Source organism: Bradyrhizobium sp. McL0616 (assembly GCF_049993385.1).
Taxonomy (GTDB): domain Bacteria; phylum Pseudomonadota; class Alphaproteobacteria; order Rhizobiales; family Xanthobacteraceae; genus Bradyrhizobium.
On the sequence record NZ_CP188255.1, the window covers coordinates 3,522,332 to 3,542,438 of the forward strand.

Annotated in this window: 17 protein-coding genes and 1 pseudogene; 12 read left to right on the forward strand and 6 right to left on the reverse strand. The window is 60.4% G+C overall.

The features are described 5' to 3' along the window. Positions 1-2: 2 nt before the first annotated feature. On the forward strand, positions 3-1,178 hold the full coding sequence (locus ACPPVR_RS16865) for an extracellular catalytic domain type 1 short-chain-length polyhydroxyalkanoate depolymerase (protein WP_426615311.1): 1,176 nt from the start codon (positions 3-5) through the stop codon (positions 1,176-1,178). A gap of 216 nt (positions 1,179-1,394) precedes the next feature. On the opposite strand, the pseudogene ACPPVR_RS16870 reads toward ACPPVR_RS16865, so the two are convergent. Then, positions 1,395-1,926 (reverse strand): annotated as a pseudogene (locus ACPPVR_RS16870) (alpha/beta fold hydrolase); the annotation flags it as partial. Positions 1,927-2,325: 399 nt separating this feature from the next. On the opposite strand from ACPPVR_RS16870, the gene ACPPVR_RS16875 reads away from it, so the two are divergent. Both ACPPVR_RS16875 and ACPPVR_RS16880 read left to right on the forward strand, forming a co-directional pair. After that, entirely contained in the window at positions 2,326-3,171 is an 846-nt protein-coding gene (locus ACPPVR_RS16875) for a hypothetical protein (RefSeq protein WP_426615312.1), read from the forward strand. Between the two features lie 9 nt (positions 3,172-3,180). Continuing rightward, positions 3,181-4,143, forward strand: a complete 963-nt coding sequence (locus ACPPVR_RS16880; RefSeq protein ID WP_426615313.1) for a hypothetical protein — start codon at positions 3,181-3,183, stop codon at positions 4,141-4,143. A gap of 335 nt (positions 4,144-4,478) precedes the next feature. Here ACPPVR_RS16880 and ACPPVR_RS16885 read toward each other — a convergent pair whose 3' ends face one another. Together ACPPVR_RS16885 and ACPPVR_RS16890 are read right to left on the reverse strand one after the other, a co-directional pair. After that, complete coding sequence (locus tag ACPPVR_RS16885; RefSeq protein ID WP_426615314.1) at positions 4,479-4,763, reverse strand: hypothetical protein; 285 nt, start codon at positions 4,761-4,763, stop codon at positions 4,479-4,481. A gap of 536 nt (positions 4,764-5,299) precedes the next feature. Beyond that, complete coding sequence (locus ACPPVR_RS16890) at positions 5,300-6,109, reverse strand: hypothetical protein (RefSeq protein WP_426615315.1); 810 nt, start codon at positions 6,107-6,109, stop codon at positions 5,300-5,302. 622 nt (positions 6,110-6,731) lie between these two features. Here ACPPVR_RS16890 and ACPPVR_RS16895 point away from each other — a divergent pair. Next, entirely contained in the window at positions 6,732-7,202 is a 471-nt protein-coding gene (locus tag ACPPVR_RS16895) for a hypothetical protein (RefSeq protein WP_426615316.1), read from the forward strand. Between the two features lie 105 nt (positions 7,203-7,307). On the opposite strand, the gene ACPPVR_RS16900 is transcribed toward ACPPVR_RS16895, so the two are convergent. The 3 genes from ACPPVR_RS16900 to ACPPVR_RS16910 form a co-directional block, all read right to left on the reverse strand. Continuing rightward, positions 7,308-8,459: a DSD1 family PLP-dependent enzyme gene (locus tag ACPPVR_RS16900; RefSeq protein WP_426615317.1), complete on the reverse strand. Its 1,152-nt coding sequence runs from the start codon at positions 8,457-8,459 to the stop codon at positions 7,308-7,310. A gap of 239 nt (positions 8,460-8,698) precedes the next feature. Then, positions 8,699-9,160 (reverse strand): RidA family protein, encoded by a 462-nt coding sequence (locus ACPPVR_RS16905; protein ID WP_426615318.1) that lies wholly within the window; start codon positions 9,158-9,160, stop codon positions 8,699-8,701. Positions 9,161-9,303: 143 nt separating this feature from the next. Next, the gene (locus tag ACPPVR_RS16910; protein WP_426615319.1) at positions 9,304-9,714 is read right to left on the reverse strand and encodes a tautomerase family protein; all 411 of its coding nucleotides are present in this window, start codon (positions 9,712-9,714) and stop codon (positions 9,304-9,306) included. Positions 9,715-10,111: 397 nt separating this feature from the next. Here ACPPVR_RS16910 and xylB point away from each other — a divergent pair, with 397 nt between their 5' ends. From xylB to ACPPVR_RS16950, 8 genes are all read left to right on the forward strand, one after another. Then, on the forward strand, positions 10,112-11,557 hold the full coding sequence (xylB, locus tag ACPPVR_RS16915) for a xylulokinase (RefSeq protein ID WP_426615320.1): 1,446 nt from the start codon (positions 10,112-10,114) through the stop codon (positions 11,555-11,557). A 127-nt stretch (positions 11,558-11,684) separates the two neighbouring features. Further along, positions 11,685-13,208 carry a sugar ABC transporter ATP-binding protein gene (locus ACPPVR_RS16920; protein WP_426615321.1) on the forward strand — a complete coding sequence of 508 codons (1,524 nt, stop codon included), beginning with the start codon at positions 11,685-11,687 and terminating at the stop codon, positions 13,206-13,208. Then, positions 13,201-14,241: an ABC transporter permease subunit gene (locus tag ACPPVR_RS16925; protein ID WP_426615322.1), complete on the forward strand. Its 1,041-nt coding sequence runs from the start codon at positions 13,201-13,203 to the stop codon at positions 14,239-14,241. The genes ACPPVR_RS16920 and ACPPVR_RS16925 overlap by 8 nt, the downstream gene beginning before the upstream one ends. A 100-nt stretch (positions 14,242-14,341) precedes the next feature. Further along, entirely contained in the window at positions 14,342-15,289 is a 948-nt protein-coding gene (locus ACPPVR_RS16930) for an ABC transporter substrate-binding protein (protein WP_426615323.1), read from the forward strand. A gap of 169 nt (positions 15,290-15,458) precedes the next feature. Continuing rightward, positions 15,459-16,529 (forward strand): GDP-mannose 4,6-dehydratase, encoded by a 1,071-nt coding sequence (gene gmd / locus ACPPVR_RS16935; protein ID WP_426615324.1) that lies wholly within the window; start codon positions 15,459-15,461, stop codon positions 16,527-16,529. Then, positions 16,510-17,466, forward strand: a complete 957-nt coding sequence (fcl, locus tag ACPPVR_RS16940) for a GDP-L-fucose synthase (protein ID WP_426615325.1) — start codon at positions 16,510-16,512, stop codon at positions 17,464-17,466. The genes gmd and fcl overlap by 20 nt, the downstream gene beginning before the upstream one ends. A 265-nt stretch (positions 17,467-17,731) precedes the next feature. Beyond that, positions 17,732-19,120 (forward strand): MFS transporter, encoded by a 1,389-nt coding sequence (locus tag ACPPVR_RS16945; protein WP_426615326.1) that lies wholly within the window; start codon positions 17,732-17,734, stop codon positions 19,118-19,120. Positions 19,121-19,241: 121 nt separating this feature from the next. Beyond that, entirely contained in the window at positions 19,242-20,069 is an 828-nt protein-coding gene (locus ACPPVR_RS16950) for a 3-keto-5-aminohexanoate cleavage protein (RefSeq protein WP_426615327.1), read from the forward strand. The last annotated feature ends 38 nt before the right edge of the window (positions 20,070-20,107 follow it).

The window sequence follows — 20,107 nt, forward strand, 5'->3', positions numbered from 1 at the left end:
CGATGTTGAATCAGGACACGCTGCGTGAAGCCACGCGGTTGACTCGAGCGGGGCAACTGACCGAGGCCACGGCGCTGCTGCAGCGCATGTTCAAAGGCGAGTATGCGCCCGCTGCTCAATCACTCACCCCGCAGCTCATCGATCTTCCGGGCGGCGTTTCGCCCACCGTCGACCTCAAGTCTAACCGCGTCGGCAGGGCCGACCTCAAAGCTCCGGCTACCACGGCACGTCGGCACCGGCCGCTGTTCGAGCGAACCAAGGACGGCACTTGGCTGGGCCTGCGGGGCGCCAAGCACGCGCCTGCTTCGATCACCGACATCGTGCCAGAAGGAACGAAGTTCATCGACGGCACCTACAGCAACGATGCCGGAAGCCGGACCTACAAGCTGTTCATCCCAAGTGGCTACCAACGAGGTCAGCCGCACTCGCTGGTCGTCATGCTGCATGGCTGCACGCAGTCGCCGGACGATTTCGCGGCCGGCACTAGAATGAACTTCATCGCGGAAGAACAGAACTGCCTAGTGGTCTATCCAGCACAGCCTCGCGGCGCCAATCCGTCCAAGTGCTGGAACTGGTTTCGTGCGGCCGACCAGCGCCGCGACGAAGGCGAGCCCTCGCTAATCGCGGGCATCACTCGCCAAGTCATGCGTGACTACTCGATCGATCCAAAGTGCGTCTTCGTCGCCGGCCTCTCGGCCGGAGGCGCCGCGGCAGCGATCATGGGAGCCACCTATAGCGATCTATACGCGGCGGTCGGGATTCATTCCGGACTCGCTTACGGAGCCGCCAGCGATATGCCCTCGGCGTTCACCGCCATGCGGCAAGGGGGCAAAGGCGCTCGTCCTGCGGCGGCCGGTCCGATGATCCCCACCATTGTTTTTCACGGCGATCGCGACACCACCGTGCATCCCGACAATGGCGCCCTAGTCGTCGAAATGGCTATCGGAGCGACCAAGACGCAGAAGAAAGTGCATCGCGGGCAAATTCCGGGAGGGCATGGATATACCCGAACGACCCACGTCGACGGCCAGCGCGAGATCCTGGAGCACTGGAACATACACGGCGCCAGCCATGCCTGGTCTGGGGGGAGCCCCGCCGGATCCTATACGGACGGAGATGGGCCGGATGCCACGAAGGAAATGTTGCGATTCTTTCTGGAGCATCCGCACGCCGGATGAATCCTGAAGCAGAGCTACTCCGACGGTCGTCGTTCACGCCGCAATGCACGACGGCTCTTTCGAGCTCTGGATTGCCGACGGCTGGTCGGATGTGCCATGCGTCAAGGCGTTGCCTAGAAGGTTGGAGAGTAGCGGACCGACACGCGTGCGTCGCAATCAACCGGCCGGTCGAGCGCGAAATCGGCAAGGATTTCGCTTCCGGGTGATCCCATGCGCAGTTCGTCGACGACCTGTTCGAGTTCGGGTTGGAGCGGCTTTCGGGTGTCGCATCGCGGGCGCCATCTGGGTCGACCAGCCCATGTGATTGGACTCGAGGAACTGCAGCAGTTCCTCCATCTGTGCGGCGCTGAAGCCGCCGACGTATCCATCGTCGTTGATGTATCGGGCCGAGGGACCGACGAGAACGAGCTTGCCGAACATGCCCGGGGCCTTCTGCGCGGCCACACCCCGATCATGCTGCTGACGGAGTGCCCGACGAAGATGGCGTCTTCCAGTTCGAGTTCGCGGCCGATTTCGATGAGGTCGTCGGCATACCCCGATAGGCTGGAGTATATAGTCTTATCGTAGGCGGCGAGATCAGAACCGCCCGCGCCGACCTGGTCGAACGTCCCTGTCTCGAAGTCGTTCTCGAACGCCGGAGCCACAAAACAGCACATGTTCTGGGCGCAACGAATCCATGCCGGAACACGACAGCCCGATCCCCGGTTCCTCGAACGTTCACGTTGTTCCGCTCGATTACGCCTGACATCGAATACCTCAGAACTCACGGCGCGATGCCGCTTCGGCACCTTATCCGGGATCAGGTCGGGCTTGTGAGTCCTCAGCACGAACCCTGTCATCGGCTGTTCGACCGACTGGTTCGATCCGACTGAAGCCGGCCAGGCCCTCCTTAGCCCTCGTTGAGTGCCATATTTGCAAACCGAGTTGTGGGTCTTTCCGCTGTCATCCTGGCGGCCGGGGTATGACCTTTGAAACGTCTGGTTGTTCGAACCCCTCGGCCTGTTGAAATTCGCACGGCATTCCCGCGCCGCATTGACAGCCCTTCTCATTCCAAGCTTGGAAAGGGTGGTTCTCGCACACTCAGCCCAGCCCAAAGCAGATCTGGCAGTCGGGTGAAAACCACTGGCAGGAGCTTTTCGCCCGCCAGATGGGTGTTGCGCCCCGCGGTTACGAGCAAGCAAGGCGCCGTGCCCGTTCACTCGGCTTCGACTATATTGAAAATGAGCAGCTCGTCGGGCTGTCAGCCGAGAAGCGCCTTGAACGACTGGAAGCTCTCGTTTCGAAGGGCGTTACTGGCGATGCTGGGGCACGCATGGCGGTACTAGGGACCGAACGACGTCCTCCCTTCCTCCTCTCGAAGCTGTTCGTCGAGTACGAGGCAGCCACCAAGGTTGAGACGAAGGATTTCTCTCCGAGCCAGGTCCGGGTCTGGCGCAACGGGCGCAGCCGCGCCGTGGCCGAATTGGTCAAGTTGATCGGCGATAAGGCGATCACCGACCTCACTCTCGATGACGGCCTCGACTACTGCGAATGGTGGAGAGGTCGGTTGGTTGCCGGCGAAGGTAATGCAAAGAACGCTAACAAAGCCATCGGCCAGCTTAGCCGCATGCTGAAGGAGATGAACATCCGGCGGCGGCTCAATTTGCCGGATGTGTTTAAGGGCTTGCGCCTCAAAGGCGAGGTCGAAAAATCTCGCAGCCCGTTCGAAGCTGAGTTTATTCAAGAGAGACTGCTTGCAACAGGAGCGCTCGATGGAATGAACGAGGAAGCACGCCTGATCCTGTATGTCGTCGCTAGAACCGGCTTGCGCCTATCAGAGGCCGCCAATCTTCAGCCCCATACCGTCCATCTTGACACAGCAATTCCATACGTTCGTACATTTTTCAGCCTGGAAGAGGATGGCGCGCGGTCGGACAGTGATAACTACAAGCGCACGCGCGCCTTGAATGTCGATATTTCCGAGAGGCGCATCACGCCGCAACGTCAGAGGTGAGGTTTTCGAATGAAGACATCGCAGAACGTATCAGGCCAATCTAACCGAAAAGCTTCTTGCTCTCGTCTGCTGAGCTTCACGCACACTGCAACGCTGGTCGCCTTCTATATGGTTGCTTTTTGGGCCGAAATCGGGCCGGTCCTCGCGCAGACGGGTAGCAAGGCTAATGGTGATCAGTTCATCACGGTCACTGGTCAATTGCTGCTGCTGCTAGGTGCCCTTTTGACGGGCGGTGGGCTTCGGTATTTTTTAGAGCCAAGGTTGCAGCGGAGACGACTCCGTAGAGTCATGGCGACCGGCCTTTGGCTTTCTTGCTACGAGCTCAGAAGCCATCTTGAGGCAATAAAGACCACCCTTGCAAGGGGTGGCGATACGGCATTTGAAATGCGTAAGTCGCTCACCAAAATACCCAGCTACGACGTCGAAGACAACCCGGACTGGTTTGTGAAGACCGGCTACTTCTGCATGATAACCGCCTACAAGATCGCCGCCTTCTCAGCCTGGATGAAAATTTATCAAACAGCGGTCTTGCGCGCGCTGTTGGTAGCAAAGGGGAACAAATTCATTTCCTATTTGTTCCAGAATTTCGATGATTACAAAGTGGCTGCAAGTAACGCGACGCCGCTATGGTACAATTACATCGACTCAATTGGCGAATGGATGATTGTGACCGAGGGAGACCTTGCAAGCCCTATCGGCTTTGGTCAGTTCTGCAGCAAGTATAAAAACGACAGGGAGTTTCTGATATTTTTTGACCAGCTTAAGATGTTTGTTCATTTTTTGGGTAGGCCGGAGGAGGAGTTTGCGCCGAAATACGAAAAGGTCATGACGCAAATGATCGCTGCCTTAAAGAGCCTGGAAAAGTTTCTTGGTGATACGCGCGAAAATCTTCTAACGGAGTATCGCCCGAAAGAGCGAAACATCATCGAAGGCGGTGACGATCTCGACAAGGCGGTTAAGCGCACTGGCTGAATGCCACTGAGGTTGGGGGTTTCGGAGGTGGGCACCATGCAGCGGGCACTCCGAACCGCGTTCCCGACCGAGATGTTCAGCAGCATGTCGTGCCGGCCATGGACAGAGGTTGGCTAAGTTTTTCTTCCTGATCCTTGATCTAGGCGAGCAGCACGGATTTTCGCGCGCAGATAATGCTCCCCAAGCGAAAGTGCGGAAGCCTGCGTGTGGCGATAAGGTTGTAAATCTTTCTGCGGGCCCTATCGCTTCCGTACAGAAACAAAGCGATAGCTTCTGCGCCGTGAAGAATGTCGACAAAGCAGATCGATTGAGGGCTTGTCGGATTTGCGGCTAGCTCATGGGCAGATCAACAAAGGAGTGCCCATGACTACGACCATCACCATCGGAAAAAACTGATACCGCTTGAACAGATTGCCTTGATAGAGCCATTTGATCCGGAGGCCGCTTCCAACATCCAGACCGATCGCGTTTTCAAGACGCGTATCGTGCTTGTCGACCGGGACAGCGTCTTGATGGAAGAAGGAGCTTTCCGAGTTTGCGGAGCGGCACGGTTTCCGCACGCTGAGCGAAGATGAGATTGCAACCAATCCTGAAGTCCACTTCAGCGTCGAGGCCTTCACGCCGAGCGCCGGCTTTGAGCCGAGGAAGCCTTACCAGAGCCGCCTCGTTTGGCGGGACCTGGATGGAGAACGCCAGAGCAAGCTGCTTCTAGCGGCGGCCCCTGACGTTCTTGCCATCACCGTACGCGGCGAGTTGGGATGGCCTACAAACACGCCGCCCGCGGCAAAGACCACTAATCGCCCTCGCAGGCGTCCCTCATCTCCCGCACCCCTTTGAGGGCGCGCCCTTCGGACCGGGCTCTAGGCGCTTTGCGCCCCGGTTCGCAATGGGTCTCGGCGCTTAGGATAACGATCTCTCGCGCAGCTTCCTTGCTTCCGGCCGATTTAAGCTTGGGGCAGGGGGCCTGCGGCCCCCCAACCGTCAAGGCTCAAGACGAGCGGAGGGCATTCGCCCTCCGGCCTTGACGGACCCCCCCGCCAAGAGGACTGCCATCGGGTTTGCTGCGCAAACCCGCTTTTGAAGAAAGCGGTTTTGAAACTGGGCAGCCAGGAGCAGGAAGAAATTCCGGATCGCCGCTCGATGTCCGTGAAATGCGCTATTCTTTTGTAACCATAAATCGGGTCCTCGCGACGCGCTCCTCTCGGGAAAGTTCATCAAAGCCGGAGAGGCTCTTGGGGTCTTTCCTAAAATCCGGGTTGTCGCTCCACAATTGCCGTCGCGGCTGGTAGAACTCCGAAAAATGGTACTTCTGGATTGAGGTGATCAGTTTTGCGCCTGAAAAGAAAGCAACATTGAAATTGAAGGGATCTGCAAAGATGTGTTCTGTCGACATGACGAACAGGTTTTTGTTCATCTCGCCGGTAATGTACTTTCGATCGCTCTCAGGGAGAGCGCGAATACTCAGATAAAGAACTCCGTTGTACCCAGCATGTTCAGCATGCATGCCGATCCAATTCGATATGGTTCCTCCGCCCTCCGACATTTCAAGCGATAAGCTTAGCAGATCACTGGGTTCTAATTCTCGTTTAAGCCCGGTTCGATTGAAATGAGCCGCCAAATCGGAAAACGCATGGACGTCGGTTAAGTTCAGTACATTGTCGACATGGGATAAGATGTGCAAAAGCCAATATTCGTTGTATTGGGCCGGCCCCACGTAGTGCGCTAGCTCCTTTTTTGCCGTCAGATAATAAAATGAAAGATAATGCGCGATGTTCCCGCCCGCGCCGGCGAACCGTTGCTGACCGTCCCATTTCCAATCGCCCTCTTGAAAGTTCTTCCAGAAATCCTCACCACGATGCGAGCGATCCTTTCGGTGCCAACGAAAGGCTTGGCCCGTTAGATTCAATGAGAATGGTAAAGAACCACGCTGGCGGTTTTCCTGCCAAAGTTCAAAGCGACTGCGCATATCGACGTTTCCTTGATTATTTTGCTTCTTAAATCGCGGAAAAAATCATGCTTGGGGAAGTAGGGTGCTATTGTAACTCCCAACAAAACGTCCAACACCCCGTCCAACATTTTTTTCTTTCAAAACTTTCACGTGAAGGTGCGTTTGCGATAATCATTTGAACGCGCTGAAGAATTTTAAAGGTGTTGTGGTAATTTTTGCAGCGAGGCTCTTCGGGCGCGCCACTTAAGCTCTTCACCCGCTCCAGCCTTTCCATCGACTTAGCGAGAGGGTCAGATTTCATTCTGACAAATGGGCTGCTTTACCCGTTCTGATGCTCGCTTTCCGATCAGATGGACTGTTTCGCGTGTCTTTTGATACGTCGTCCTATTCCCCGCAACCAAGCTGTGCGGGCGCCCGCCCCAGCACCGATTTCCTCCGCGAAGACGACATCCCGGAGGGATCTCGAGCCTGATCGGGTCAAAGGCCGCCGCTCAACGGGCGGCTTCTTTGTTCGTTAGCACGCGAAGGCAGAACCGGGAGGTATGTGCCTTATCGATCGGTCTGATCGCGGCTGTCTATTTCTCAAGCTCCCTTGGCGTCGCTGCGTCAACCAAACCGACAGATCGAAAGGAGCTCAACAATGATCTCTCGTCATTCAATATTCGCCGGCGTCGCCGCAATTGCCGTCCTCGCCTCCGCCGTTTCTTTCGCGGCGGATGGCAAAGCACAGATCTCGTTCAAGACCGAAATTGCATATCCCGAGAACGTCACCTGGTCTGCGAAGCGTGATGCGTTTCTGGTCAGCTCGGTGCGTCACGGCACTATTGGGATCGTTAGCCCGAAGGGCAATTACACGACGTTCATTACGGACGAAAAGCTGATCTCCACGGTCGGCCTTCTCGTCGATGATAAACGCAATGCGCTTTGGGTCGCGAATTCCGATCCCGGCGCAGGCGATCGCACCAGCACGGCCACCGAAGGCAAGCTGGCCGGTGTCGCCAAATACGATGCCACCACGGGGGGGCGGATCGTATATTATGACCTTGGCAGCCTCAGCGAAGGGGCCCGACGAAAACATTCATCAACTTGGGAAAGCTTTTTAACGATCTAACCGAAACGTTGGGAACCCAGCAAATACCAATCGGGTTCGTCGAAATACCAGCGGGCCCCATCCAACGACGGGACCGCAGTCGTTCACAGCCAAAACTCTCGTCAACTACTGCGATTGGCGGGCCGCCTCGATTTCGACGACATCGACAAGCGTGTCGCCTCGGACGAAGTGATACACGGAGTAGCGGTCGACGGTCGGATCGCAATGGGGCGGGGTGAGTTCAACCCGTTCTCCGAGCGCAATCCCGTTTCCGCCGGCAGGACGCGTCACCCCACCGTGCTCGTCGCCGAAATAAAAATATCCGTCGCTGGCGAAACGCGGATCGGTGATACGAGGAACGGGGCCGTCTGTCGCAAACGCTTTCAGGCCTGCGTCGACGGTGACCCATTTCTCCGCGTTGATGCCGACCACGCGCGCCTGGACGAAAAGGCTCTGCTGGAAGCCGCCATCCTCATCTTCCCCGAGCGCGTCGCGATACTGATTGTCCATGAAAATGTACGATCCCGGCTGAACCTCGTTCAGCACCTTAAGCGCTGCGTCAGCCGCAAACGTTCCGGTACCACCACCGGTGACGAGTGGCACCAAATGTCCGGATTCCCGCAATTCCTGAACAGTCGCGCTGAGCCTCGTCATACCGGCCGCCACCGCCTTTCGTCGCTCGCTCTCGCCGACGATGTGCTGCCATGTTCCCCCGTATCCCTGCACACCGACAAGCCGAAGCGAGGAGCGGTCGGCAATCTTGCCGGCAAGGCTTACGGCCGCCGGCGGGTTTGCGACGCCCGTGCGAGCCATGCCGACATCGACATCGACCAACACGGACAGGGTCAGCTCGGCGCTGCTTGCTGCCGATGCGAGGGCGTCGACCTGCTGCTCGTGGTCGACGACGAACATCACTTCGGGGTCGATGCGCGCGAGAGCGACTGCGCGCCCGGTTGTGTCGTCGCCGACGATCGGTGATGTAACGAGCAACTTCCGCAGTCCAGCCTTCACCAATGCCTCGGCTTCGCCGAGCTTGGTGCAGCAAACGCCGACGGCGCCGGCAGCGATCTGCCGACGAGCGATGGTCGCCGATTTGTGAGTTTTCGAATGAGGCCTAAGCACAAGACCCGCTGCCTTGGCGCGCCGGGCCATATGCTTGACGTTGCGCTCGAACGCTTCGACGTCGACGATAAGCGCCGGTGTAGGCAATTGATAACGCGAACCGGGGCGACCGATCAGCGCCCTGACTTGATCAACGGGGATCGATTCGGCCGGCATTGCTAGACCTTCTCGTTCATGCTGACCAAGTGCCCGAACTTGGCGATCGCGACATTTGCCGTGACGTAGAGAGGGGCCATTCAAGTCTCCTTTTGGATCAGTCCATTATGCAGTAGATATTGTAACTATCGTTCCCCAAGAGAGGTAGTCCTGCCTCCAATCGCGTAATCCGCGAACGCGACTTCTGAGTCCCCACGCCAGTGATCCTCACCTCGGCTTCAGGGAGACAATTATCGAGTTTATGTTACGTGGAAGACCAGTTCGATTTCTGTCGCGATATTGGCTGGCAAAGTAGCGCACCCGAGTGACGTGCGCACGGGTCCCGAATCGCCAAAAAGCTCCAGCGCGAGAAGTGAGGCTGCATCAGCGATCTCGTGCACCTCCGAAAACGAGGGATCACAATGCACATAGACGACCATTTTCGCACAACCGAGCACGCGTCCCCAGTCCCCACTTATAGCGTCTTTCAAGTAAAAGAGCGCATTCAAGAAACTAAGACGTGCGGACGCTTTGCCTTCCTCTTTAGACAACTCGCGCCCGACCTTACCGACGAATGCGAACGAGCCGTCCTCCGAAACAGGAGGCGCGCCTGCCAAGAACAACAATGAACCGGCCTGGTACCATCGCCGATAGGCGCTGGTATGGGATTTTGGCTGCGGAATGGAAAGACCCAACTGGGCCAACCTTTCTTCAATTTGCATTTGCGCCTCGCTTTACCGTCATTTCCTACCCAATCAGACGTCTGACGTTAGAAATGGGATCGAGTGAACGACGTTACAGCTTGCGACAATCGCCCCCTCCATCGACATTCCCATTTGGTTCAATCCGATGAACCCGGCGCCACTCAAGAGACGCCCCCTTTGCTCTGCGCACGAAGGCTTTCGGCCTTGAGGTGAAGTGAAGAGGTCTGCGGATTCACTTCATAAAAATACATCATCACATCAGACTCTTGAATCTTGAGGCGTTCGTATAGATTCGCGGTCGCCCGCTCTATGATTTTATGCTTCATTTGGTCCGGTCGTTGGGTGCCCACGACTATTTCGATAAGTAAATAATCGTTCGTTCGCGGTGTTTCCTCAAAGACCGGGTACGTCGGGTCTACGATGAGATTTGACTGTTCTAGCTCTATGATCCTTTGGAAGCGGTCGCTGCTCGGATATCCCGCATAGACAAGCGCGTCTTGCACGCAGTCCGCGATGATCTTCAGTTGGTCTTTGGAACGCCCCTTGAACAAGGTAATGGTCTGTACCGGCATGTGTTCATTCCCATGGTTTTTCAGTTAGCTCGAACGCCGCGCAAGACAAACGAACTTACAACCTCGACGAATACGAGGCCGTGCCTTCCTGGCGTACGGGTCGTCGTCGCATTGTACCTAGGTAGGTTGTAGGCTGGGGCGCTTGCGTCACGAAAGCGTGACGTTGGATCGACGTATTCGCGAACCAATCGAGCGCAAAGAATGCCCTGGACCGCTGCATGGTGGGGAAATGGAACCGGGCTTGTCCCGCGCAAGCGCCACAGACGGCGTCCGCTTTCAAAGACTGTGGTCCAATCAACTACGACTAGCAACCGTCAACTGCTGCATTGATGTAACATCCGCGCGCACTGCGACTTGCCAGGCTGTAGAGGCAAAGTTCTAGGGAGCCACATCCGTCATGTATCTCGGCATCGATCTCGGCACCTCGGCGGTCAAGACCGTTCTCGTCGACGGTACCCAGCGCGTGGTTGCAAGCGAGAGCCGGGCGTTGACGATCGCCTCGCCGCTATCCGGCTATTTCGAGCAAGATCCCGCGCAGTGGATCGACGCGACGTTTGCTACGCTGGATGCCTTGAAAGTGTCGCATGGAAAAGAGCTGGCGGCGGTCGAAGGCATCGGACTTTCCGGCCAGATGCATGGCGCCACGCTGCTCGATGCGCGCGACACGCCGTTGCGACCTTGCATCCTCTGGAACGACGGACGGTCCGCCGCGGAGTGCCGCATCCTGGAACAACGCTGGCCCGCCTTGCGTGCGACGACGGGCAACAAGGCGATGCCCGGATTCACGGCGCCAAAACTGCTCTGGATCGCGACGCACGAGCCTGGGATTTTTGCGGCCACGAAACGCGTCTTGCTTCCGAAGGCTTATCTGCGCCTGGTCCTGACCGGCGAAGCGATCGAGGACGTCTCGGACGCATCGGGATCGCTGTGGTTCGACGCAGCGCGACGGGACTGGTCGGATGCGGGCCTTGCCGCCACCGGCCTGTCGCGCGCGCACATGCCACGTTTGGTCGAGGGGTGCGCGCCCGCAGCAACGCTGCGCAGCGAACTCGCGCAGCGCTGGGGCATGGCGAGGTGCCCGATGGTCGCGGGCGGCGCCGGTGACAATCCGGCGGGCGCGATCGGCATCGGCGCGATCAGGCCTGGAACCGAGTTCATCTCGCTGGGAACCTCAGGCGCCTTGCTGGCGCCGACAAGCCATATTGCCGCCAACCCGGATCGCGTAGTCCACACGTTCTGCCATGCAATCCCCGGTATGTGGATTCAGGCTGGCGCGATCCTCTCCGCGGCCTCTTGTCTTGCCTGGGTTGCGCGACTGTTCGGCGTTGCCGAGGCGGAATTGCTGGCGCCGCTAGGGTTGCGCCCGCAGGCGCCGTCTGCTGTGAGCTTCCTGCCTTATCTTGCGGGCGAGCGGACGCCGCATGACGACCCGTCCGCGCGCGGCATGCTCGATGGTTTGAGCCACGGCACCGACCGCGCGGAGATCGTGCAGGCCGTGCTCGAGGGCGTCGCCTTCGCGCTCGCGGATTGCCGGGACGCGCTCGCTGATGCCGGCATTGCGGTTGCGGAAGCCGATGTCATCGGTGGCGGGTCACGGTCACGGTTCTGGCTGTCGGTGCTCGCCAATGTTCTGAATGTTCCGATCCATCGCTTCGCCGATGGTGAAACCGGCGCGGCGTTTGGTGCGGCGAGATTGGGGCGGCTTGCTGTCACGGGCGAGGCAATCGACGCCGTCTGCACGCGGCCGCAGCGCATCGAGACGTTCGAACCTGAACGCGTCCTGGCCGATGCTTATGCCGCGCGGCTTCCCGCCTGGCGCGAATTGTATCGGCCGCGCCACTAATATCGCTTCGGTTGCACATTTCTGATTGTTCGCTGTTGCCCTGTGCTGCGGCCTTTTGTTTAATGCGTGAACCGCGCTTAAAAAAACCAGACGCGGACAGGAAACGCATTGTGCGCCGGGAGGCACGATGAACGATCCGATCCTCGAGATGCGGGGAGTTTCAAAATCCTTCTTCAGCATCAAAGCGCTGCGCGCGGTTGACCTCACCGTCCATGCCGGTGAGATCCACGCCTTGATGGGTGAGAACGGCGCCGGCAAATCGACGCTGATGAAAATCCTGTCGGGGGCCTACCGGCCCGATTCCGGCGGCGAGATCCGCATCGAAGGCAAGCCGGTGCGGATCGAAGGCCCGCTCGGCGGCCGTGCCGCCGGCATCTCGATCATCTATCAGGAACTGTCTTTGGCCCCCAATCTGAGCGTCGCGGAGAATATTTATCTCGGCCGCGAAGTCTCCCATTTAGGATTTCTGGCGCGCGGCGCCATGCGGGTCGGCGTTGGCCCGATCCTGGAGCGGCTTGGCGCGGACTTCCTGCCGTCGACATTGGTGGCGCATCTCTCCATGGGCCAGCGCCAGCTGGTCGAGATCGCGCGCGCGCTGCACGCACGTTCGAAAATCCTGATCATGGACGAGCCGACCACCGCGCTGTCGGCTGGCGAGAGCGAGCGGCTGTTCGCGCTGATCCGTCAGCTCCGGGCCGAGGGGCTTGCCATCATCTACATCTCGCACCGCATGGACGAGGTCTATGCGCTCGGTGACCGCGTCACCGTGCTGCGCGACGGCCGCCTGGTCGGCTCGCTCGACAAGCAGGATATCCGCGCCGACACCATCGTCCGCCTGATGGTCGGGCGCGATGTCTCCTCCTTCTACAAGAAAGATCATGATCCCGAGGCCGGAAAGGGCCACCCCGTGCTCACCGCGCTCGATATGGCCGACGGGCAGCGCGTCAGGGGCTGCTCGCTCACCGTCCATGCGGGCGAGGTGGTGGGGCTTGCCGGCCTGATCGGTGCCGGCCGCACCGAGCTTGCACACCTCATCATCGGCGCGGCGCCGAAAACGTCGGGCCGTCTCGAACTGGAGGGACGGCCGATCGAGATCCGCACCCCCGGCGACGCACTCGAGGCCGGCATCGCCTATCTCACCGAGGACAGGAAGGCGCTCGGCCTGTTTCTCGACATGTCCTGTCTGGACAACATCAATCTCGCGGTGCTCGGGCGCGATGCCAAGCTTGGCTGGTTCCTGGACCGTGACAAGGCGCGCGAGCGCGCCGACCGGGCCTTTGCGGGCCTCAGCATCCGCGCCGCCAATGCCGGCGTCCCCGCAGGTGGACTGTCCGGCGGCAACCAGCAGAAGGTGCTGCTGTCGCGGCTTCTCGCCATTGCGCCAAAGGTATTGATCCTCGACGAGCCGACGCGCGGCGTCGACGTCGGTGCCAAGTCGGAGATTTATTCGATCATCGACAATCTCGCCAAGGCCGGCACCGCGATCCTCGTGATCTCGTCCGACCTGCCAGAGATCATCGGCATCTGCGACCGCGTTATCGTGATGCGATCGGGACTTGTCGCGGGTGAGGTCAGGCGAAGCGAGACGGCGCCGCTCAATCAGGAGGATATCATGGCCCTTGCCACGGGGATGGAGCATCTCGATGCCTGATAACGGATCGACCCAGGCGAAGGCTGCCACGGCCAACGGCCTTGCCGCCGCCCAGGCGACCAGGCGTCAGCGCATCAGGCTGCTGATCCGCGCGGCCGGCATGCTGCCGGTGCTGCTGCTGCTCTGCGCCGGCTTTCATTACCTGTCGGACGGCCGTTTCTTCACCGGGCAGAATCTCGGCATCGTCTTGCAGCAGGCCGCCGTCAACACCGTGCTCGCCGCGGGCATGACCTTCGTCATCCTCACCGGCGGTATCGATCTTTCGGTCGGCTCGATCCTGGCGGCGTCCGCGATGGCGGGCCTGACGATGTCGAAACTGCCCGAGCTCGGGGCGCTGTGGCTGCCTGCCGCCGTTCTCACCGGTCTCGGCTTCGGCGTCGTCAATGGCGCACTGATCGCGCTGTTGCGGCTGCCGCCTTTCATCGTCACGCTGGGCTCGCTCACGGCCGTGCGTGGTCTGGCGCGGCTGCTCGGCGCCGACACCACGGTGTTCAATCCGTCCATTCCCTACGCCTTCATCGGCAACGGTTCGCTGACGCTCATTCCCGGCGTCGCGTCGATCCCGTGGCTGTCGGTGATCGCTCTGCTTGTCATCCTCGTCTCATGGCTGGTGCTGCGCCGGACTGTGCTCGGCGTGCACATCTATGCGGTGGGCGGCAACGAGAGCGCGGCGCGGCTTGCCGGCATCAAGGTCTGGGCTGTGCTGATTTTTGTCTATGGCGTGTCGGGACTGCTGGCGGGGTTAGGCGGCGGCATGCAGGCCGCGCGGCTCTATGCAGCCAACGGCTTGCAACTCGGGCAAAGCTACGAGCTCGACGCGATCACCGCAGTGATCCTCGGCGGCACCTCTTTCGTCGGCGGCATCGGCTCGATCTGGGGGACGCTGGTCGGCGCGCTGATCATCGCCGTTCTCTCGAACGGCCTGATCCTCACCGGCGTCTCCGACATCTGGCAATATGTAATCAAGGGTCTGGTGATCATCGGCGCCGTGGCGCTGGATCGCTATCGGCTGCAAGGCTCCGCCAGAACCTAAAAGGCTCGGCGCGCACCTGGGTGCTCGTTGTGTGATGCGAGATTCCGTTACGGCAACTGGTCTGCCGTGCCGGGTTAAAGACAGACCAGGGAGGAAGCCAATGTTGAAGATGACCACGCTCGCCGGCGCCGCGATGGCGCTTGCCCTGAGCACCGCGCCGTCCTTTGCCAAGGAGCTCAAGTCGATCGGCGTCTCGCTGGGATCAATGGGCAACCCGTTCTTCGTCGCGCTGTCGAAGGGCGCCGAGTTCGAGGCCAAGAAGATCAATCCCAACGCCAAGATCACCGCCGTCGGCTTCGAATACGACCTCGGCAAGCAGGTGACCCAGATCGACAATTTCATCGCCGCTGGCGTCGACCTGATCCTGTTGAACCCCGGCGATCCCAAGGCGATCGGGCCGGCGATCAAGAAAGCGCAGGCGGCAGGCATCGTCGTCGTCGCGGTCGATACCGCGGCCGAAGGCGCCGATGCCACCGTGACCACGAACAACGTGCAGGCCGGTGAGATCTCGTGCCAGTACATCGTCGACAAACTCGGGGGCAAGGGTGATGTCATCATCGAGAACGGACCGCAGGTCTCCGCCGTGATCGACCGCGTCGTCGGCTGCAAGAACGTCCTCTCGAAGAATCCGGGGATCAAGGTGCTGTCCAGCGACCAGGATGCGAAGGGCTCGCGGGAAGGCGGCCTCACCGTCGCGCAGGGCTATCTGACGCGCTTCTCCAAGATCGACGCCATCTTCGCCATCAATGATCCGCAGGCGATCGGCACTGATCTTGCGGCGCGTCAGCAGAACCGCAGCGGCATCATCATCACCGCGGTCGACGGTGCTCCGGACATTGAGGCTGCGCTAAAAGATCCGGCGGCGCCGCAGATCCAGGCTTCGGCCTCGCAAGACCCGTTCTTCATGGCGCGGCGCGCCGTGCAGGTCGGCGTCGGCATTCTCAATGGCCAGAAGCCGGCCTCGACCGTCGAGCTCCTGCCCTCGAAGCTCGTAACCCGGGACAATATCGCCGAGTACAAGGGGTGGACGTCGGACCGTTCGCACTAACACCCTATATTTTTCGCAGGCTGCGGCCCAATTCAAGCGTGGCGTCCCGGGAAACCCGCCCGGGACGTTGACCCAAGCGACCGATATGTCCAAGAAGGGGGAGTTTCGACGGTGGCGTCAGCCGAATGGCCGCCGCCGGCCGGGGGCTGTCGCGGGAGCAAGGGCATATATGCGTGAGCGGATCGCTCTCATTACCGGCGTGACCGGGCAGGACGGCGCCTATCTCGCCGAATATCTGCTGTCGCTCGGCTATGTCGTGCACGGCATCAAGCGGCGTTCGTCCTCGTTCAACACCGCGCGCGTCGACCATCTCTACCAGGACCCGCATGTCGGCAACGTGCCGTTCCTGATGCATTACGGCGACATGACGGACTCGACCAATCTGATCCGCCTGATGCAGCAGATCCGGCCGACCGAGATCTACAATCTCGCCGCGCAAAGCCACGTCGCGGTCAGCTTCGAGAGTCCCGAGTATACCGCCAATGCCGACGGCATCGGCGTGCTGCGGCTGCTGGAAGCGATCCGCATCCTTGGCATGGAGAAGGAGACGCGGTTCTACCAGGCCTCGACCTCCGAGCTCTATGGCCTGGTGCAGGAGGTTCCGCAGAAAGAGACCACGCCGTTCTATCCGCGCTCGCCCTATGGCGTCGCAAAACTCTACGGCTACTGGATCACGGTGAACTACCGCGAAGCCTACGGCATGTTCGCGTCGAACGGCATCCTGTTCAATCACGAAAGCCCGATCCGCGGCGAGACCTTCGTCACCCGCAAGATCACCCGCGGCGTCGCGCGCATCGAGGTTGGGCTCGAGCAGACGCTCTATCTCGGCAACCTTTCGGCCAAGCGCGACTGGGGCCATGCCCGGGATTATGTCGAGGGCATGCACATGATCCTGCAGGCCGACAAGCCCGACGATTTCGTGCTCGCCACCGGCGAGACGCGTTCGGTGCGCGAGATGGTCGAATTGTCGTTCGCGCAAGTCGGTCGCCGCATCGACTGGCGCGGTGAGGGCGTTGACGAGACCGGCATCGATGCGAAGAGCGGCAAGACCGTGGTGAAGATCGATCCCTCCTATTTCCGCCCCACCGAGGTCGATCTCCTGGTCGGTGACGCCAGCAAGGCGCGCGAGGTGCTCGGCTGGAAGCCGAAGCGGACGTTCGCAGAGCTTGTTGCGGAGATGATGGCGAGCGATCTGACAGAGGCCAAACGGGATGTCGCAAATGGCAAGCGCACCGTTTGAGCTGAAGGGCAAAAGCGTCTACGTCGCCGGCCATCGCGGCATGGTCGGCAGCGCACTCGTGCGCCGGCTCGCGCAGGAGGACGTCAGGCTCGTCACCGTGGACCGCCGCGAGGTCGATCTCTGCAATCAGGCCGCCGTGTTCGACTGGTTCGCGAAGACACGGCCGCAGGTGATCTTCCTCGCCGCGGCAAAAGTCGGCGGCATCGTCGCCAACGACACGCTGCGGGCCGAGTTCATCTACGAGAACATCGCGATCGCGGCCAACGTAATCCAGGCCGCGCATCAAAACGGTGCCGAGAAGCTGTTGTTCCTCGGATCGTCCTGCATCTATCCGAAGCTTGCCGCGCAGCCGCTGCGCGAGGACTCGGTGCTGACCGGCCCGCTGGAGCCGACCAACGAGCCCTATGCGATTGCGAAAATCGCCGGCATCAAGATGGCGGAGGCCTATCGCAGCCAGTATGGCCGCGACTTCATCAGCGTGATGCCGACCAATCTCTACGGCCCCGGCGACAATTATCATCCCGAACTGAGCCACGTCGTTGCGGCCCTGATCCGCCGCTTTCACGAGGCGAAGCTCTCAGGCGCCACGCGCGTCGTCGTGTGGGGCACCGGCACGCCGCGGCGCGAGTTCCTCTATGTCGACGACATGGCGGATGCCTGCGTGCACCTGATGAAGACCTATTCGAGCGCAGAGTTGATCAACATCGGCACCGGCGAGGACATCACCATCGCCGAGTTCGCCCGTGTCGTCGCTGAGGTCGTCGGTTACAGCGGCGAGATCTCCTTCGATACGGCTCGCCCCGACGGCACGCCGCGCAAGCTGCTCGACGTCAGCCGTCTCGCCAAGCTCGGCTGGCGCGCGACGACGCCGCTTCACGACGGCTTGAGCCGCGCATATGCGGCGTATCAAGCCGGCCTGGTGGTTCCGGCAAAATAGTAGGAACCACCGCCCCCAGCACGACAAGGGAATCGGCGTTCGAATCCGCGGTGGCCGCCGCCGCCGCAAATAACATCATGTTAGGTTTATCGCATAACTGGGTAATTGTGTTAGCCCAGCGAAAGCCTATTGTCGCGCCCAATCAGACACTGATCGGCAGTGACAAGCGCTTGCGGAAACCCGCACAGCGCGCGGAGAGTGCTGCCCAATTTCTCCACGAAGCCCGCCAACGGGACGTCAGGAAACCAAGTGGAGGAATTTTGAAATGACCGCGATCCACGACATGAGTCAGTCCAGGAAGGCTGCTGCAAGCGGCTGGATCGGGTCGGCTCTCGAATATTATGACTTCTTCATCTACGCGACAGCCGCGTCGCTGATCTTTCCCCAAATCTTCTTCCCGTCGGAGAATCCCACTGTCGCCATCGTCGCGTCGCTGGCGACCTATGGCGTTGGATATGTGGCCCGGCCGATCGGCGCCTTCGTCCTCGGACATTGGGGGGACACCCATGGCCGCAAGACCGTTCTCATCGTCTGCATGTTCCTGATGGGTATCTCGACGATGGCGGTGGGTATCCTGCCGACCTATCAGCAGGTCGGCATTTTGGCGCCGATCCTGCTCGTCATCCTGCGCCTCGTGCAGGGGTTTGCCGTTGCCGGTGAAATCTCCGGCGCGAGCTCGATGATTCTGGAGCACGCGCCGTTCGGTCGGCGCGGCTTCTATGCAAGCTTTGCGCTTCAGGGCGTGCAGGCCGGACAGATTCTCGCTGCAGCGGTCTTCCTGCCGCTGGCGGCCTATATGCCGAACGAGGCATTCAACAGCTGGGGGTGGCGGATTCCCTTCCTGCTCAGCTTCTTCGTCATCGTCGCAGGCTACATCATTCGCCGCGAAGTCGACGAGACCCCTGCCTTTGCCCGCGAGGGCGAGCGCGGAGAAACGTCGCGGGCGCCGATCGTTCAGGCCATCAAGCTGAACTGGCGCGATATGCTCAGGGTCATCTGCATGGCTCTGATGAACGTCATTCCGGTTGTCGCGACTATCTTCGGTGCGGCCTACGCGGTCCAGCCGGCCTATGGCATCGGTTTTGCCAAGGACGTCTATCTGTGGATCCCGGTGCTCGGAAACATGCTGGCCGTGTTCGTCATTCCCTTCGTCGGTAATCTCTCCGACAAGGTTGGCCGCAAGCCTCCGATCATCGTTGGCGCGCTTTGCTCCGGCTTGCTCGCTTTCGGCTACCTCTATGCGATCAGCATCAAGAACGTGCCGCTTGCGATCCTGATGTCGCTGTTGATGTGGGGCGTCGTCTATCAGGGCTACAACGCGATCTTCCCGAGCTTCTACCCGGAGCTGTTTCCGACGCGCACCCGTGTGTCGGCGATGGCGATCTCGCAGAACATCGGAACGACCATCACCGCGTTGCTTCCGGCCCTGTTTGCGACCGTTGCGCCTCCGGGCTCCGCCAACATTCCCTTGACGGTGGGGGCGATCGCCTTCGGCATCACGGTCATCGCAGCGCTGGCGGCTGCCACGGCCCGGGAAACCTATCGGATCCGCATCGACGATCTCGGCAATCCCAAGGCCGTTCCGATGGCGCGGGCTGACTATGAGCGGCGGCGTGCGGAAGCGGCGAGCGGTGCGGCCGCAATTCCGACCTGACGGGACGGAAGAATGCTATGCCGCTGCGATCGATCATGTTTGCAGCGGCAGGGCTCGACGCGTTACGTGACGGCCTACTCGAACTCTGCGCGCGTGAGCGCGATAATCATGAGGTTACAGGATGAACCCCGCTGTCGTTGCTGTCGCAATCACTGGCTCCGTTCCGCGCAAGAAGGACAATCCGGCGGTCCCGATTCTGCCGTCCGAACAGATCGAGTCGACGCAGGAGGCCTTCGAGGCCGGCGCCACGCTTGCCCATATCCATGTTCGCAACGATGACGAGACGCCGTCCTCCGACCCGGAGCGCTTTGCCTTGGTGCAGGAGGGGATCAGGACGCATTGTCCGGGGATGATCGTGCAGTTCTCGACCGGCGGACGCGGCCGCGATCCCTCGGCGCGTGGATCATCTCTTTACCTGAAGCCCGACATGGCCTCGCTGTCGACGGGATCAGTGAACTTTCCGACGATTGTTTATGAGAACAGTGCCGCCCTGGTCGAGACTCTCGCCACCGGCATGAAGGCGGGCGGTATCCGGCCGGAAATCGAGATCTTCGATCTGTCGCATCTGCATGGCGCTCGCCGCCTGATCGAGGCGGGGCTGATCGACGCGCGACCGCATGTGCAGTTCGTCATGGGCGTCAAGAACGCGATGCCCGCGGACGAACACGTCCTCGATATCCTCTTAGGCGAGCTCAAGCGACTGATTCCGAAGGCGACGTGGACCGCGGCCGGGATCGGTCGCCATCAAGCCGAGGTCATGGGCTGGGCGCTTGCGCGCGGCGCCGACGCGGTTCGCACCGGGCTCGAGGACAATATCAGGATCGACAAGACGCGCCTCGCCGCCAGCAACGCCGAGCTCGTGACCGCGGCCTGCGAAGCTGTCGCGCGTCACGGCCGGCGCGTCGCCACTGCGGCCGAGGCGCGATCCCTGCTCGGGATCGCGCGGTAGGGACAACCGTCCTCCGACTGACATGCTCCCGGCCGCCT